Origin of the sequence: Streptomyces sp. NPDC001717 (assembly GCF_042892775.1) — a bacterium.
Lineage (GTDB): Bacteria > Actinomycetota > Actinomycetes > Streptomycetales > Streptomycetaceae > Streptomyces.
In genome coordinates, this window is sequence record NZ_JBIAUK010000022.1 from 90,966 (window position 1) to 107,268 (window position 16,303).

16 protein-coding genes, 1 tRNA gene and 1 pseudogene are annotated in these 16,303 nt (G+C 72.4%); 12 read left to right on the top strand and 6 right to left on the bottom strand.

Annotated elements, in window-relative coordinates; translation table 11 throughout:
• Positions 1–22: 22 nt before the first annotated feature.
• Complete coding sequence (upp, locus tag ACFYZL_RS28435; RefSeq protein WP_376659269.1) at positions 23–658, bottom strand: uracil phosphoribosyltransferase; 636 nt, start codon at positions 656–658, stop codon at positions 23–25.
• Between the two features lie 209 nt (positions 659–867).
• Here upp and ACFYZL_RS28440 point away from each other — a divergent pair, with 209 nt between their 5' ends.
• The 10 genes from ACFYZL_RS28440 (at position 868) to ACFYZL_RS28485 (ending at position 7,917) form a co-directional block, all read left to right on the top strand.
• Positions 868–1,812 carry a universal stress protein gene (locus tag ACFYZL_RS28440; RefSeq protein ID WP_384748524.1) on the top strand — a complete coding sequence of 315 codons (945 nt, stop codon included), beginning with the start codon at positions 868–870 and terminating at the stop codon, positions 1,810–1,812.
• A gap of 92 nt (positions 1,813–1,904) precedes the next feature.
• Complete coding sequence (locus ACFYZL_RS28445; protein ID WP_384748521.1) at positions 1,905–2,093, top strand: hypothetical protein; 189 nt, start codon at positions 1,905–1,907, stop codon at positions 2,091–2,093.
• Between the two features lie 336 nt (positions 2,094–2,429).
• Positions 2,430–2,978, top strand: a complete 549-nt coding sequence (locus ACFYZL_RS28450; RefSeq protein ID WP_384586461.1) for a hypothetical protein — start codon at positions 2,430–2,432, stop codon at positions 2,976–2,978.
• Between the two features lie 8 nt (positions 2,979–2,986).
• Positions 2,987–3,466: a tRNA adenosine(34) deaminase TadA gene (tadA, locus tag ACFYZL_RS28455; protein ID WP_384586497.1), complete on the top strand. Its 480-nt coding sequence runs from the start codon at positions 2,987–2,989 to the stop codon at positions 3,464–3,466.
• 78 nt (positions 3,467–3,544) lie between these two features.
• A tRNA-Ser gene (locus tag ACFYZL_RS28460) sits at positions 3,545–3,629 on the top strand.
• Between the two features lie 215 nt (positions 3,630–3,844).
• The gene (locus ACFYZL_RS28465; RefSeq protein WP_384748518.1) at positions 3,845–4,174 is read left to right on the top strand and encodes a hypothetical protein; all 330 of its coding nucleotides are present in this window, start codon (positions 3,845–3,847) and stop codon (positions 4,172–4,174) included.
• A 392-nt stretch (positions 4,175–4,566) separates the two neighbouring features.
• Entirely contained in the window at positions 4,567–4,728 is a 162-nt protein-coding gene (locus ACFYZL_RS28470; protein WP_365172386.1) for a hypothetical protein, read from the top strand.
• Positions 4,729–4,942: 214 nt separating this feature from the next.
• Positions 4,943–5,956, top strand: coding sequence for an RNA polymerase sigma factor SigF (locus ACFYZL_RS28475; protein WP_384748514.1), 1,014 nt, complete (start codon positions 4,943–4,945; stop codon positions 5,954–5,956).
• Between the two features lie 231 nt (positions 5,957–6,187).
• Positions 6,188–7,030 (top strand): RNA polymerase sigma factor SigF, encoded by an 843-nt coding sequence (locus ACFYZL_RS28480; RefSeq protein WP_384586467.1) that lies wholly within the window; start codon positions 6,188–6,190, stop codon positions 7,028–7,030.
• 92 nt (positions 7,031–7,122) lie between these two features.
• Positions 7,123–7,917: a hypothetical protein gene (locus tag ACFYZL_RS28485; RefSeq protein ID WP_384748511.1), complete on the top strand. Its 795-nt coding sequence runs from the start codon at positions 7,123–7,125 to the stop codon at positions 7,915–7,917.
• A gap of 73 nt (positions 7,918–7,990) precedes the next feature.
• Here the strand turns inward: ACFYZL_RS28485 and ACFYZL_RS28490 are convergent, their stop codons facing one another.
• Positions 7,991–8,230 (bottom strand): hypothetical protein, encoded by a 240-nt coding sequence (locus ACFYZL_RS28490; RefSeq protein WP_388682824.1) that lies wholly within the window; start codon positions 8,228–8,230, stop codon positions 7,991–7,993.
• Positions 8,231–8,349: 119 nt separating this feature from the next.
• Between ACFYZL_RS28490 and ACFYZL_RS28495 the strand changes: the two genes are divergently transcribed.
• Together ACFYZL_RS28495 and ACFYZL_RS28500 are read left to right on the top strand one after the other, a co-directional pair.
• Positions 8,350–8,769, top strand: a complete 420-nt coding sequence (locus ACFYZL_RS28495) for a MarR family winged helix-turn-helix transcriptional regulator (protein ID WP_384748505.1) — start codon at positions 8,350–8,352, stop codon at positions 8,767–8,769.
• Positions 8,770–8,783: 14 nt separating this feature from the next.
• Complete coding sequence (locus ACFYZL_RS28500) at positions 8,784–10,445, top strand: MDR family MFS transporter (RefSeq protein WP_388682827.1); 1,662 nt, start codon at positions 8,784–8,786, stop codon at positions 10,443–10,445.
• 188 nt (positions 10,446–10,633) lie between these two features.
• Here ACFYZL_RS28500 and ACFYZL_RS28505 read toward each other — a convergent pair.
• The 4 genes and pseudogenes from ACFYZL_RS28505 to ACFYZL_RS28520 all read right to left on the bottom strand — a co-directional run.
• Positions 10,634–11,134 (bottom strand): annotated as a pseudogene (locus ACFYZL_RS28505) (TetR/AcrR family transcriptional regulator); the annotation flags it as partial.
• A gap of 97 nt (positions 11,135–11,231) precedes the next feature.
• Complete coding sequence (locus ACFYZL_RS28510) at positions 11,232–13,466, bottom strand: ArnT family glycosyltransferase (RefSeq protein WP_388682829.1); 2,235 nt, start codon at positions 13,464–13,466, stop codon at positions 11,232–11,234.
• Positions 13,463–14,731 carry a glycosyltransferase gene (locus ACFYZL_RS28515; protein ID WP_384746036.1) on the bottom strand — a complete coding sequence of 423 codons (1,269 nt, stop codon included), beginning with the start codon at positions 14,729–14,731 and terminating at the stop codon, positions 13,463–13,465. Before ACFYZL_RS28515 ends, ACFYZL_RS28510 begins: the two co-directional genes overlap by 4 nt.
• 25 nt (positions 14,732–14,756) lie before the next feature.
• The gene (locus ACFYZL_RS28520) at positions 14,757–16,265 is read right to left on the bottom strand and encodes a sensor histidine kinase (RefSeq protein ID WP_384746041.1); all 1,509 of its coding nucleotides are present in this window, start codon (positions 16,263–16,265) and stop codon (positions 14,757–14,759) included.
• Positions 16,266–16,303 lie beyond the last annotated feature (38 nt).

The window sequence follows — 16,303 nt, forward strand, 5'->3', positions numbered from 1 at the left end:
AACCCCGACCGCTCAGGGAGGGCTACTCGGCCGAGCCGTACATGCGGTCGCCCGCGTCGCCCAGCCCCGGCACGATGTAGCCGTGCTCGTTGAGCCGCTCGTCAACGGCGGCCGTCACCACCGTCACCGGCGTGCCCGCCAGCTCGCGCTCCATGATCTCCACGCCCTCCGGCGCGGCCAGCAGCACCACGGCCGTCACGTCGTCGGCGCCGCGCTTGATCAGCTCCTGGATCGCCGCGACCAGCGTGCCGCCGGTGGCGAGCATCGGGTCGACGACGTAGACCTGGCGGCCCGAGAGGTCCTCCGGCATGCGCGTCGCGTAGGTGGAGGCCTCCAGGGTCTCCTCGTTGCGGACCATGCCCAGGAAGCCCACCTCGGCCGTCGGCAGCAGCCGCACCATGCCGTCGAGCATGCCGAGGCCGGCGCGCAGGATCGGCACGACCAGCGGACGCGGGTACGAGAGCTTCACGCCGGTCGTGGGGCCCACCGGGGTCTCGATGTCGGCCTGCTCGGTCCGCACGTCGCGCGTGGCCTCGTACGCGAGCAGGGTCACGAGCTCGTCGGCGAGGCGACGGAACGTGGGCGAGTCGGTGCGCTTGTCGCGCAGGGTCGTGAGCTTGTGCGCCACCAAGGGGTGATCGACTACCTGCAAACGCACAACATCCTCCAAAATTCGGCCTGCGACCTGCAAAAACGGCCGCGAGACGCGACCCACACCCAAAAGGCTACGCGCTGAGCGGGCCCCTTCGCGCCCCGCACGCCGCCCCCGCACGCCGCCCCCACACGCCGCCTTCGCGCGTCGCCCTCGACCCCGCCCCCCGGACGGCCCCGGATGCGGACCTCCCGCACGCCCCGCACGCTGGACTGATGACGCACGCACCCGTGATCGCAGCCGTCGACGGATCCGAACACAGCCTGGGGGCCCTGGAGTGGGCACGGGCGGCGGCCGTCCGGCACGGGACGGAGCTGCTGATCGCCCATGTCCTGCCCGACGAGGCCCAGTTGTATGCCGGCCGCCGTTCCTCGCTGCACGACGCCTCGGCGCCGGAGGAGTACGCCGACCCGGTGAACGACCGGATCCGGGCCCTGCTGGACAGCAGCGGCGGCGAGCTGCCCGCAGGGGTGCGGTACGAGTCGCTGGAGGGCTCCGTACCCGAGGCCCTGCGCGTCATCGGCGCGGAGGCCATGATGCTGGTCATGGGCTCCCGGGGGCGCGGGGGCTTCGCCAGCCTGCTGCTGGGCTCCAACAGCCGCGCCGTGGCGTCCACGGCGCCCTGCCCGGTCGTGGTCGTCCCGCACGCGGAACGTGCCGCGGGAGCCGAGAAGGAGGAGTCGGCGGGGCGGGTGGTGCTCGGCCTGCACGCCTCCGAGACCCCCGACGACGTACTGGCCTTCGCCTTCGCGGAGGCCGCCGCGCGGGGGACCGCCGTCCAGGTGGTCTCCGCGTACGTCATCCCGCCCGTCCCGACCATGGTGGTGGACGCCCCCTTCGTGGTGATCCCGCCCGAGGGACTGCCGGAGGAGGGGGAGGACGCCGTACCGGCCGAGCTGGAGATGCTGCGCTCCCAGACGGAGCGGCTGGCGCCCTTCCGGACCCGGTACCCGGACGTCCCGGTCGAGCAGGCCGCCGTGCCCGGCGACCCGGCGGGCCGGCTCGTCACGGCCTCCCGGTCGGCGGCCCTGATCGTGGTCGGCCGCCATCACCCGAGGCGCACCGCGATGTCCCTCCAGATCGGCTCGGTGGCGCACGCGGTGCTCCACCACGCCCACGGGCCGGTGGCGGTCGTCCCGACCCTCACGGACGACGCCTGACCTGCTTGACCTGCACTTGGGTGGCATCAAACCGGCTGTTCGGGGGAAGGTGGGTGCGAGGGGGACGACCGACCAGCACGGGGTGGTGGCCGATGCCCGACACGCAGCCGAGCGACGACATGGCGGAACCGCCGGAGACCGCGGCACAGCGCCGAGCGCGCCGAGCGCAGTTCCTGCGCGACCTGATGGAGGCCCGTGCCCTGCGCGACCGGGTCCAGCCCCGACGCGCCCGCGCGGCCCGCATGCGCCAGCAGATGCGCATGCGCACCTTCCGCTGGTAGACCCGCCCTCCCGTCCCGCCGCCCCGTCCCCGCCGGCCCCGCCGGCGTTTGAGGCGCGGGGTGCGGGGCAGAGCCCCGGCAGCGATGCCGCACCCGAGGCCCGACACGCCGCGTTCCCGATCCCGTACGACCCCGGCCCGGGAGGCGCCACGGCACGACGCAACCGCGGAAGACCTCTCGCAAAGCCGCCGTTTCTGCCACGATGCCGATTGGGCGGGGCACGGACGGCAACGCAGCAGCACCGCAGCACCGCACGACGCACCACAGCCGTTCCGCCCCAACCTCCGGCCGGGGGGACCTCCAACCGGCACGCCTATGACCAGTGGGAGAGTCACGGTGTACTTCGCCGCACTGCTCGCGCGCACCGAAGACGGGTGGGAAGCGAGCGACATGGAACTCGACGACGTCGAGTCCCTCAGTGATCTGATCGATCTCGCCCGTTCCGCCGCTGTCGACGACGACACGGTGGTCGCCCTCATCGAGCAGGAGGACGCCTGGTTCGGCGTCGTCCGCGTGGACGGCGAGGAGGACCCGCGGTATTTCGTATCGAACGCCGCAGCGGCCGCCCGCAGCTCCTACGGCTCGATGCTGACCAAAGAGCTGCTGGGCAACGACGAGGAGGACGACGAACTCGACGAGCTCGACCTGGACGGCACCGAGGACGGCGAGGAGGACTCCGTGTCCGCCTACGCGGACGAGGACGCCGACGAGGACGAGGCGGGCGGGAGCGGCGCGGAGCCGGTTCCGGCCGGTCCGCTCGGTGACCCCCGGCTGCTGGACGACCTCGGGGTGACCAACAAGCAGCTGATGACCCTCGACGGGGACGCTCTCTCGGAGATCGCCGAGTCCCTCGGCGCCACCGAGGTCCTGGAGGCCGTCCGCTAGTGATCCACATGCAGGACGCGCACACTCCGGATCCCGTACGGGATCCCTGGCGGGACTCCATGCGCCTCGCGCTCCAGGAGGCCGCCCTGGCGGTGCCGGCCGGCGACGTGCCGGTCGGCGCCGTCGTGCTCGGCCCGGCGGGGGAGCTCCTCGCCACGGGCCACAACGAGCGCGAGGCGACCGGCGACCCCACCGCGCACGCCGAGGTGGTCGCGCTGCGGCGGGCGGCTGCCGCCCTCGGGGAATGGCGCCTTCCGGGGTGCACCCTCGTGGTGACCCTGGAACCGTGCGTGATGTGCGCGGGCGCGCTCGTGCAGTCACGCGTCGCCCGGGTCGTCTACGGCGCGGACGACGACAAGGCGGGCGCCGCGGGCTCGCTGTGGGACCTCGTACGGGACCGTCGGCTCAACCATCGACCGGAGGTGGTCCGGGGCGTCCTCGCGGAGGAGTGCGCCCGGCAGCTGACGGACTTCTTCCGCACCCTCTGATGCGGGTTTAGCCCGGTTTGACCGGCTCTCCGGACGCCGATTTCAGAGGATGCCTCTCCGTAGGCTAGGATCCATCTCGGTAGTGTGTCCGAGTGGCCGAAGGAGCTCGCCTCGAAAGCGAGTATGGGGCAACCCATCGGGGGTTCAAATCCCTCCACTACCGCTCCGATCGAGAGCCCCGCCCCGCAAGGGACGGGGCTCTCGGCGTATCCGGGCACATCCACCTTCGGCCGGGCCGCACCCGGCCCCGACCCGGCCACACCCGGCCCCGCCGGCGCTTGGGGCGCGGGGTCCGGGGCGGAGTCCCGGCAGCGGCCCTGCACCGGCCCACGACCCGCACCCCCGGAGCAACCGCCCGCCTGTCCGGAGGACAACGGCGTGACCGCCCGCCCCCTCGGCCGTTGTCACGGCATGACCAAGACCCAGCGCATGCTCGCCGCCATCGCCCTCGCGGGGGCCGCCGCGGGCCTCGCCGCTCCCGCCGCCTCCGCCGCAGACGCCCCGATCTCGCCCCTCTCCCTCCCCGACCTGCCGACGGCGGCCCCCGGCATGCCGGCCGGCGCGACGCCCGCCTCGGTCCAGGAGATCGGCTCGAAGCTCAGCGAGGGCGCGAACCAGCTCAACCAGCTGATGGAGCTGCCGAACCAGCTGGCGCCCGTCATCGCCCCCGTACAGCCCATCGCGGATCTCGCCGGCGGCATCGAATAAGGCACCCGGAACAGCGGGCGCGGGCCGCGGGCCACCACGCACACGAAGAAGGCCCCGACCGCGGGGGCCGGGACCTTCGACGTATGGGACGGGGGAAGTGGCATCGGGGGGACAAGCCACTTCCCCCGTTGAGGACGGAACCTGCCGACCCGGGCCGCAGTCAGGGGGAAGCTTGCGGCTCGGACCCCGCAGTGAGGCCCTGTCCCTCACCCACCGATTTCCTGCCAGAACCGGTGGGCTCACCACAAGCATGCGCCCCGTGCGAAAGCCGCCCCAGCGGCAAAGGACCCGTCCCACCGGGTCATTGGTCCTTAAAGGACAGGTGAGTGCCCAATCCTGACCGGTTAGACTCACCCGACTCACAAAGGACCGGTTGGGGAGGCCGCGCGCCCGTGGACACCAAGAAGCTCATCACGAGCGCCCTGACCGTCTTCGTCCTCTTCGTCATCATCACCCAGCCGAAGAGGGCGGCCGAGATCGTGGAAATCGGCTTCCAGGGGATATCGGACGCGGCCTCCGGCATCGGCGAGTTCATGACCGAACTGGTGCGCTGACCCGTACGCTGAAGCGGTTCCCGGACTTCCGGCCCCCCACTCCGACGGGTGGGGGTTTTTTGCGTACCCGCAGCCGGATGGAATACCACGATATGCCCAACTTGCCCTCAACACGGCTATATACGGTGCTTGCACACAGTGCACATCTCTTGTGATGCTATGACCGCTTTTGACGGATGCGTTGACTGAAGTTGACTGAAGGGGTGGCGTGACCGTGCCGGCCAGTACAGCGCCTCAGGTGCCACCCCAGCAGGATCCTCAGCAGGAGTCCCACCAGGCGCATCAGGCCCATCAAGCCCATCAGGACCCCCAGGTCCCGCCCCAGCAGGACGAGCCCCCGGCACCCGTCCCGGCGACCACCTCGACGACCACGTCGGCCATCACCTCGGCCATCACCTCGGCCCCCGCCCCGGCGACCACCCCGGTGGCGCCCACGCCCACTCCCGGCGCCCAGCGGACGCAGAGCCGGGGCGCGGACACCCGGGCCCTCACCCAGGTCCTCTTCGGCCAGCTGAAGGCCCTGGAACCGGGCACCAGCGAGCACAACCGGGTGCGCGGGGCCCTCATCGAGGCCAACCTCCCCCTCGTCCGCTACGCGGCCGCCCGCTTCCGCAGCCGCAACGAGCCGATGGAGGACGTGGTCCAGGTCGGCACCATCGGCCTGATCAACGCCATCGACCGCTTCGACCCGGACCGGGGCGTGCAGTTCCCGACCTTCGCGATGCCGACCGTCGTGGGCGAGATCAAGCGGTACTTCCGCGACAACGTCCGGACCGTGCACGTCCCGCGCCGCCTCCACGAGCTGTGGGTGCAGGTCAACGCCGCCACCGAGGACCTCACCACCCTCCACGGCCGCACCCCGACCACCCCCGAGATCGCCGAGCGGCTGCGCATCACCGAGGACGAGGTGCTGTCCTGCATCGAAGCGGGGCGCAGCTACCACGCGACCTCGCTGGAGGCCGCCCAGGAGGGCGACGGGATGCCCGGGCTGCTCGACCGCCTCGGGTACGAGGACCCCGAGCTGGCCGGCGTCGAACACCGTGACCTCGTACGCCATCTCCTCGTACAACTGCCCGAGCGCGAACAACGCATCCTGCTCCTGCGGTACTACAACAATCTGACGCAGTCCCAGATCAGCGCCGAGCTGGGCGTTTCCCAGATGCACGTCTCCCGGCTGCTCGCCCGCAGCTTCGCCCGACTGCGATCCGCAAACAGGATCGAGGCGTAACCGGAACGGGTGGAGATCATCCACCCGTTTTCCCGACAGAACCGGCCGATCCCCTTCTGACCTGTTCTGTCGCTGGAGACATATGTCGATATGGCGCTACAGCGCGTTGCCGACATGTGACATTCTGCTGGAACCGCGTTTGCCGCAGCCCCGCCTCCGGTATTCAGGTGGAGGCTGCGTTCCTCCGACGGGCGCGCAGTACGCGTCCGTCCGCGACCTCAAGGGGGTGGCATGTCCGTAGACCAGGGCAGCTCCAAGGTGCTCACGCTCGTCAAGAGCGCTGCGCCGCCGGCAGTGTCCAACCGCTCGGAAGCCATCGACACCCGCACTCTCTCCCGCTCCCTCTTCCAGCGACTTGCCACCCTGGACCTGGACAGCCCCGAACGGGCGTACGTACGCGACACCCTGATCGAGCTGAACCTGCCACTCGTTCGGTACGCGGCGGCCCGCTTCCGCAGCCGCAACGAGCCGATGGAGGACATCGTCCAGGTCGGCACCATCGGCCTGATCAAGGCGATCGACCGGTTCGACTGCGAACGCGGCGTGGAGTTCCCGACGTTCGCGATGCCGACCGTCGTGGGCGAGATCAAACGATTCTTTCGGGACACCTCCTGGTCCGTCCGCGTCCCGCGCCGGCTCCAGGAGCTGCGGCTCGCGCTGACCAAGGCCAGTGACGAGCTCGCGCAGAAGCTGGACCGGTCGCCGACCGTGCCGGAGCTCGCCGCCGTGCTCGGGGTCTCGGAGGAGGACGTCGTCGACGGCCTCGCCGTCGGCAACGCGTACACCGCCTCCTCGCTCGACTCGCCCTCACCCGAGGACGAGGGCGGCGAGGGCTCGCTCGCGGACCGTCTCGGCTACGAGGACACCGCGCTCGAAGGCGTGGAGTACCGCGAGTCCCTCAAGCCGCTGCTCGCCAAACTCCCGCCCAGGGAACGGCAGATCATCATGCTGAGGTTCTTCGCGAACATGACCCAGTCGCAGATCGGCGAGGAGGTCGGCATCTCCCAGATGCACGTCTCCCGGCTGCTGACGCGCACGCTGGCGCAGCTGCGCGCGGGTCTCATCGGAGAGTGACGCGGGGTCGGCCCACGGTCGACCCGGGGTCACTCCGGGCCGATCGGGCCGCGCGGGTTCCCAATTGACGGAGCGTCAGCAAGACTGGCGCGATGCGAACGGGATCCCGTACGGCCGCCCCGGCCGCCCTCCTCGCCCTGTGCTGCACCGCCGTCGCCGCCCTCACCGGCTGCGGGGGCCCGGCACGGGACGGCTACGTCGCCGTGGGCGCCGCCGCCCCGGGCCCCGAGCGGGGGGCGGGCGAGAACGTGGCCCCCCAGGGCGCCGTGGAATTCCAGCAGCTCGGCGGTCCGTCGGCGGCGGGCGGCGCTTCCGTCTCCGCCAGTACGGCATCGGCCGGCACGTCGGCCGATACGTCCGCAGGCCCGGCGGGATCCGGGTCCGCCGGCGGCTCCACCCCGGGCGGAGCGGCACCTGCCGCTTCCGGAGGCTCCGCGAACGCCCCCGGCCGGGGTTCGGCCACCACCGCCCCCGGCACCCCGCCCGGGACGGGCGGCACACCGGGCTCGGGCAGCACCCCGGGCTCGGGCGGCGGCACGCCGCCGAAGCCCGGCACGACGCCCCCCGCGCCGCCCACGACCCCCGCGAACCTCACGCTGTCCACACCGACCCGATCGGCCGCCGGCGACCGCTGGTGCGAGCGGGTCACCGTGACCTTCACCAACACCGGCACCACGGCGGCACGTTCGGGCACGGTGAGCTTCGCGACCCACATCATCGGCGCCCTCGGCGTCGACTGGGCCACGATCACCACGGCCCAGGCCCTGCCCGCGCCCATCGCGGGCGGCAGCTCGAAGACCCAGGGCTACACGGTGTGCGTGGAAGCCTGGCGGGTGCCGCTGGGCATGCACGTGGAGACCCGGAAGGTCACGGCCACCTGGAACTAGGGCCTCGGGGCCCTCGGCCCACCCTCGGCCCGCCCTCGGCCCGCCCTCGGCGCCCGCAGTGCCCGCAGTGCCCTCAGTGCAGGACGACCCAGGCCGCCGCGCCGATGACGACGACGAGCGCGATCACCAGCGCGATCTTCGCGACCGGGGTCCCGGACCGCTCCTGCGCCTGCGCCTCGCGGCGCTGCCGACGGGAGCCGGCCCCCGTCGGCGAGACCGGAGCGGCCTCCTCCACGAAGGCCCGGAACATCTGAGTGCTGCCCGCGGGGTCGTAGTCGCCCTCGGGGCCCTGTGGGGTGTGGTTCGCAGCCATGGGTCAGGACCCTAGCGGGTTTTCCGATTCCTTTACCGCTCCACCCTCCGAATTCATTTGCCTGTAGCAACCATCCGCTTCTATGGTTGCTTCAAGCAACAAGATGGGGAGGGCGTGCGGTGACCACCACCACTCGGTACGAGGAGCTGGCCCGCCGGCTCACCGGGATCGGCGCGGTCAAGCGCGACCTCGCCCGCGTCCTGCCCCCCGACTGCCCGCCCGGCGCGGCCGCCGTCCTCACCGTCCTCGACCGGCACGGCGAGATGCGGCTGAGCCGGCTCACCGAGCTCATGGCCGTCGACATCTCCGTGACCAGCCGGCACGTCACGCACGTCGCCGAACGCGGCTGGATCGCGCGGGAGACCGACCCGGGGGACGGGCGCTGCCGGATCCTGCGGCTCACCCCGTCCGGGCACGCGCTCCTCGCCGAGCTCGGAGCCCGGTACACGGCAGCGCTGGAAAAGGCACTGGCCGACTGGTCGGCCGAGGACATCGACGTACTCAACACCCTGCTGGCCCGACTCCGATCGAGCTTCTAGACCAAAGGAAACACATGGCCACGACGGAGAAGCCGACAGGCGGCACGTCCACCACCGCCTCCGGCACCGCCCCCGACACCCCGTCCATGACCCACCCGCAGATCATGAAGGCGTTGTCCGGGCTGATGCTCGGCATGTTCGTGGCGATCCTGTCCTCGACGATCGTCTCCAACGCCCTGCCCCAGATCATCAGCGACCTCGGCGGCACCCAGTCCTCGTACACCTGGGTCGTCACCGCCGCCCTGCTGTCGATGACGGCCGCGACGCCGCTGTGGGGCAAGCTGTCCGACCTGTTCAGCAAGAAGCTGCTGGTCCAGATATCCCTGGTGATCTACGTACTCGGCTCCGTCGTCGCGGGTCTGTCCCAGAACACCGGCACGCTCATCGCCTGCCGCGTGGTCCAGGGCATCGGCGTCGGCGGCCTGTCCGCGCTCGCCCAGATCGTCATGGCCGCGATGATCTCCCCGCGCGAGCGCGGCCGGTACAGCGGCTACCTCGGCGCGGTCTTCGCCGTCGCCACCGTCGGCGGACCGCTGCTCGGCGGCGTCATCACCGACACCGACTGGCTGGGCTGGCGCTGGTGCTTCTACGTCGGCGTGCCCTTCGCGGTGATCGCGCTGATCGTGCTCCAGCGGACGCTGCACCTGCCCGTCGTCCGGCGTGACGTGAAGGTCGACTGGCTGGGCGCCTTCCTGATCAGCGGCGCCGTCTCGCTGCTGCTGATCTGGGTCACGCAGGCCGGCGGCTCCTACGAGTGGATCTCCTGGCAGACCTGGACGATGACCGGCGGCGCCGTGCTGCTCGGCCTGCTCTTCGTCCTCGTCGAGTCCCGCGCGAGCGACCCGATCATCCCGCTGCGGCTGTTCCGCAACAAGACCATCAGCCTCGCCTCGGCCGCGTCCCTCTTCGTGGGCATCGCGATGTTCTCGGGGACCGTGTTTTTCAGCCAGTTCTTCCAGTTGGCCCGTGGCGAGTCCCCCACGATGTCCGGAATCCTCACGATTCCGATGATCGGCGGGCTCTTCGTCTCCTCCACTCTTTCCGGTCAGGTGATCACCAAGACCGGCAAGTGGAAGGCCTGGCTGGTCTCCGGCGGCGTGCTGCTGACGGCCGGACTGGGTCTGCTCGGCACGCTGCGCTACGACACCCCGTACTGGCACATCGCGATCTACATGGCGCTGACCGGCCTCGGCCTCGGCATGATGATGCAGAACCTGGTCCTCGCCACGCAGAACCAGGTGGCCCCCGAGGACCTGGGCGCGGCCAGCTCGGTCGTGACGTTCTTCCGCTCGCTCGGCGGCGCGATGGGCGTCTCGGCGCTGGGCGCGGTCATGGCCAACCGGGTCACGCACTACGTCCAGGACGGGATCGCCGCGCTCGGCCCGAAGGCCGCCGCCGCCATGGGCCACGGCGGCACCGCCGGTGGCGGGATCCCCGACCTCGACAAGCTGCCCGCGCCGATCCGCACGGTCGTCGAGTCCTCGTACGGGCACGGCGTCGGCGACGTCTTCCTCTACGCCGCCCCGTTCGCGCTGCTCTCGCTGGTGCTGGTGCTGTTCATCAAGGAGGTCGCGCTGAAGTCGAAGCCGGCCGCCCACGCCCCGTCCGCGGCTTCCGGCGGGTCGTCGGCCGAGGAGGGGACTTCCGCCGCGGAGACGGCCTCGCTGCGGGCCTGAGCGGACGGGCCCGTCGGGCGACGTGAGCGGGCGGCTCGACCGGGCTGTGGCCTGGTCGGGCCGCCCGCTCGGCGCCAGGCGGTGGACTTCGCCTCGATGCCCGCGATCAGGACGTCGAGCGCCAGGCAGAAGTCGCCCTCCGGCGCCCGCCGGACCGTGCCCCCGCAGCCGTGCGGGAACTGCGAGACGGCCAGGTGGGCGCCGGTCCGGGCGGTACCCGCCAGACCGGTCGAATCCAGCAGTCGCTGGAGGCCGGCGTCGAAGGCCCGGGCGTGCGGGCCGATGTTCGGGTAGGCGGCGGTGAGCGGAGCCACCCAGGGGTGGTCCGCCAGGACCCGCCGGTAGCCGCGGGCCAGCGCCCTCAGCCGACCGGGCCGGCCTTCGGACCCGTCGGGCCCGGCCGGGGGCGCGAGCTCGCCCAGGGCACTGTCCAGGGCGAGTTCGAGCAGATCGTGCTTGGTGTCCACGTACCAGTACAGGGACATCGCGGTGACCCCGAGCCCGGCGGCCAACCGCCGCATCGAGAACCGAGCCGGCCCGTCGGCGTCGAGCAGCCGGACGGTGGCGGCGGTGATCCGTTCCCGGTCCAGCCCGGAGGGTGCCTCACTGCGACGTCTCGCGGGTGCGGCGGACCTGTCGGCCAGCCACACACTGGCCCGGATCTCACCGGAATCGCCCGCGGTCATCATGGAGGCACCCTCCTCATGACAGGTGGATCAGCCCGGAATGCCCGGTCCGCCCTCTCGATGCCAGAGCACCAGGGGGTGTTGCGCCGGTGGGGCCGGATCAGGAGCTTCCGGACACCGGGGCCGTCAGGTCGTAGAAGGTGGCACCGCCGACCGTGGAGGTCTTGAAGGTCGCCTTGACCCAACTCTCGATCCGACTGCCGGCACCACCGCCCGGACCACCGCCGGCGCGGCCACCGCCGGCCTCGCCGCCGCCGGCCGCGCCGCCGGCTCCGCCCTGTGCGATGAAGTAGTGGATCCTCCCTTCCGCCACGTACTTCTTGAACTGCTCCAGGGTCGGCGAGGGATCGCTGCCGTTGAAGCCGCCGAGCGCCATCACGGGCTCACCCGAAGCCAGCTGGTAGCTCGCCGCGTTCTGCGAGCCGACGGCTGCCGCTGCCCAGGTGTACTTGCCGGCGTCGGCCCGCAGGGCCGCCTTCGCCTCGGCGCCGACCCGGGCGCCGTTCAGCAGGCCGCCGGCACCGCCCTGACCGCCGCCGAAGCGCTCGAAGCCCTGTCCCCTGCCCTGGCCCTGGCCCTGCCACATGCCGCCCTGGGGAACGCCTCCCTGGGGCATGCCGCCCTGACCTCCGGGGCCGCCCTGCGGCATTCCACCGGGCATCGCGCCCGGCATTCCGCCCTGACCGGCGCCCTGACCGGCGCCGGGCCCTCCTGTGGCCGGTCCACCGGCCGGGCCGAACCTCATCCCGCCCGGTCCGCCCGGTCCGCCCCGACCGCCCGCCACCGCCGGCCCGGCCGTCACGATCGACCCCGTGTGCCCGGTGCTCACGGTCGTCATGCAGTACGCGAACGGCCCTGCCAGCGCCGCGCCCAGGCCGACCGCCGCCACCACCTGCACGCCCCTGCGCCCCAACACCCCGGCGAACGGCAATGCCGCCGCGACGAGCAGCCCCGCCACCAGCACCGTCCAGCGCAGCCACGGCAGGTATCCGGTGGCCCGGCCCAGCAGCACCCACGACCAGACCGCCGTCAGCGCCAGCACCCCGGACAGGGTGAACACGGCGGCCTTGCCGCCCCGTTCCTCCCACAGCACGGCCACGCCCATGCCGACCAGCGCGGCCACGAACGGCGCCAGCGCCACCGTGTAGTACTCGTGGAAGATGCCCTGCATGAAGCTGAACACCACCGCGGTGATCAGCAGCGCGCCGCCCCAGACCAGGAACGCCGCCCGGGCCATGCCCTCCAGCGAATCGGCGGCCCGGCCGGCCCGCCAGGTGACCACGAGTCCGACGACCAGCAGCACCAGGGCCGCCGGCAGCAACCAGGAGATCTGACCGCCGATGTTGCCGGAGAAGAGCCGGTCGATGCCGGTCTCGCCCCAGCCACCGCCCCCGCCCCGCAGGCCCGGCATGCCCTCGGGCAGCCCGTAGGCCCCGGCGCCGCCGGGCCCGCCCGTGCGCATACCGCCGCCGACGCTGCCGGTCTCGTTGCCGTTGATCCGGCCCAGACCGTTGTAGCCGAGGGTCAGTTCCAGGAAGGAGTTGGTCTGCGAACCACCGATGTACGGTCGGGAGGACGCCGGCCACAGCTCCACGATGGCCACCCACCAACCACCGGCCGCCACCATCGCGAGCCCGGAGAGCGACAGCTGACCCAGCCGCCTGCGCAGCCGGGTCGGCGCGCACACCGCGTACACCACGGCGAGCGGCGGCAGGATGACGAAGGCCTGCAGCGTCTTCGTCAGGAAGGCGAAGCCGACGGCGACACCCGCCCAGACCAGCCACTTGGTACGGGCCCCGTCGAGGGCGCGCAGCACGCAGTACACGGTGACGGTCAGCAGCAGGGTCAGCAGCGCGTCGGGGTTGTTGAAGCGGAACATCAGCGCGGCGACGGGCGTGAGCGCGAAGGCCGCACCGCTGAGCAGCGCCGCACCGGGACCGAACTGCCGGCGCACCGCGGCGTAGAGCACGGCCGTCGTACCGACGCCCATCAGGGCCTGCGGGACGAGGATCTGCCAGGAGCCGAGCCCGAACAGTCGGACCGACAGCATCATCGGCCAGAGCGAGGCCGGGGGCTTGTCGACGGTGATCGAGTTGCCGGCGTCCGAGGACCCGAAGAAGAACGCCTTCCAGCTCTCGCTGCCCGCCTGCACGGCCGCGGAGTAGAAGGAGTTGGCGTAGCCGGAGGAGCCCAGGTCCCACAGCAGCAGGACGGCGGTGGCGATCAGCAGCCCGGCGAAGGCGGGCCGCTCCCAGCGGGGCCTGTCGACGGCGTGCCGGCCGGTGTGCGGCCGGGCCTCGGGGACGGGGTGGAGCGGCGGTGCGGCCGTGGTCATCGAATGTCGTCCTTCACGGGGGTGTCGCGGCGCTCGGGGAAGACCCAGGCGCGGAAGAGCAGGAAGCGCAGCACGGTGGCGGCGAGGTTCGCGGTGATCAGCACGGCCAACTCGGTGCTGTGCGCGGGGTCGGCGGTGGCCGCTCCCAGGGCGGCGAGGGAGCCGCTGGTCAGCGCGAGTCCGATGGCGAACACCACCAGGCCCTGGGCCTGGTGGCGCACGGCCCGGTCCCGGCCGCGCACACCGAAGGTGAGCCGCCGGTTGGCGGCGGTGTTCGCGACGGCGGAGAGCAGCAGGGCCGCGCCGTTGGCGATCTGCGGGCCGGTCCCGACGCGGAACGCCGAGTACAGGAGCAGGTAGAGCAGGGTGGACAGGACCCCGACGGCGCAGAAGCCGAGGAGTTGGCGGGCCAGCCCGCCCTCCACCCCGGGCAGGGCCGCGCGGTCGCGCGGGTCGTCGCCGAAGGGGCGGGCGAGCCGGTCCAGCGGGAGCGCGCCGACGGCCAGCGCCCTGCCGATCCGCCAGACGCCCTTGAGGTCCTCGGTGGCGGTCCGGACGATGTGGACGGTGGAGTCGGGGTCGTCGACCCAGTCCACCGGGACCTCGTGGATCCGCAGTCCGGCCCGCTCCGCGAGCACGAGCATCTCGGTGTCGAAGAACCAGCCCGAGTCCTCTACCAGCGGCAGCAGCCGCTCGGCGACCTCCCGCCGGATGGCCTTGAACCCGCACTGGGCGTCGCTGAAGCGGGCGGCGAGGGAGGAGCGCAGGAGGAGGTTGTAGGCGCGGGAGACGAACTCCCTCTTCGCTCCCCGCACCACCCGCGAGGAGCGGGCGAGGCGGGTGCCGATGGCGAGGTCGGAGTGACCGGAGATCAGCGGGGCGACCAGTGGCAGCAGCGCGTTGAGGTCGGTGGAGAGGTCCACGTCCATGTACGCGAGGACGGGGGCGTCGGAGGCCGACCAGACGGTGCGCAGGGCCCTGCCCCGGCCCTTCTCCTCCAGCCGGGCGCTCCGTACGCCGTCCAGGGTTGCGGCCAGGGCCGCCGCGACCTCGGGGGTGCGGTCGGTGCTCGCGTTGTCGGCGACCGTGATCCGAAAGGGGTAGGGGAAGGTGCGGGTGAGGTGCTCGTGCAGCCTGCGCACACAGGGGCCGAGGTCCTTCTCCTCGTTGAACACCGGGATCACCACGTCGAGGACGGGCCGGCCGGGCACGGGCGCGAGGGGCGCCCGCGCCGGCAGGGCCCCGGGAGAGGTGTCGGTTGGCATGGTCCGACAGTCGCCGGACGCCCTGTCACCGATGTGTGCTGAGCCTGTGCCCCGGCTGTGAGTCCGTGACCGCCCCCTCGGGGGCTTGCGGCAGCAGGACTTCGAAGCGGGTCCGCCCCGGTCCGCTCGTCACGTCGACCTGCCCGCCGTGGGCGGTGACGACGGCCTGGACGATGGCGAGGCCGAGCCCGGTGGAGCCGGCGGCGCGGGAACGCGAGGCGTCGCCGCGGGCGAAGCGCTCGAAGACGTGGGGGAGCAGGGCGGGCGGGATCCCGGGCCCGTCGTCCTCGATCCGCAGCCGGACCGCGCCCTCGGTTGTTTCACGTGAAACGTCCGCCGTGACGGTGGTACCGGGCGGGGTGTGCGTACGGGCATTGGCGAGCAGGTTGACCAGTACCTGCTGGATCCGCGCCGGGTCGCCCCGTACGGGCGCGGGCTCCTGCGGCAGGTTCAGCCGCCAATGGTGCTCGGGCCCGGCCACGCGGGCGTCGCTGACGGCGTCGACCACGAGCGGCGCCAGGTCGACGACGGTGTTCCCGGCGTCGAGCGGGCGGCCGGCGTCGAGCCTGGCCAGCAACAGCAGGTCCTCGACCAGGCCGGTCATCCGAGTGGCCTCGGACTCGATCCGGCCCAGCGCGTGCCGGGTGTCGGGTCCCGGCTCCTCCCGGCCGCGTCGGGTCAGTTCGGCGTACCCGCGGATGGAGGCGAGGGGGGTGCGCAGTTCGTGGCTGGCGTCGGCGACGAACTGGCGCACCCGCATCTCGCTCTGCTGGCGTGCCGTGAGCGCGGAGGAGACGTGCCCCAGCATCCGGTTGAGGGCCGCGCCGACCTGACCCACCTCGGTGCGCGGATCGGCGTCGGGGACCCGCTCGTGCAGGGCGGGTTCCCCACTGTGCAGGGGGAGTTCGGAGACCCGGGTGGCCGTCGCGGCGACCCGGCGCAGCGGGCGCAGGGCGACCCCGACCAGGACCTGCCCGGCGAGGGAGGCGGCGATCAGCCCGGCCAGCGTGACGCAGACCTCCACCACGACCAGGGTCCGGACGGTGGAGTCGACCTCCGCGAGCGGGAAGCCGAGGACGGCGCTCCCGTCGGGCGCGGCCAGTACCCGATACGCCCCGAGCCCCGGCACGTCCAGGTTCACCGGCTCGGTGCGACCCTGACCGGTCGTACGGGCGGCCTTGGCGAGGACGGTGGTCTGCGCCTCGGTGAGGGGCTGGCGGTCGCCCAGCTCGGGGTCTTCCCGGCGCACGCTGCGGTCGGCCTCGAACACCTTGCCGTCGGAGTCGACGCGGAACCCGACGCTGCCCAGCGGGGTACCGGGGCCGCCGACGACCGACCTCCCGTCCCTGATCGTCTTCCCCAGCCCGGGACGCGTGGCCATGTCGACGGAGATCCGCAGCTGCTGGTCGAGCTTGTCGACCAGGTACGAACGCAGCGCCAGGGTGGTGACCGTCCCGATGGCCGCGCCCACGACGGCGATCAGCGCCACCGCCGAGACGACCAGCCGGGTCCGCAGCGACCAGGGCCGGCGCAGTCGGGGCCCAAGGCGTGGCCGCTCGGGGCGGACGGCCA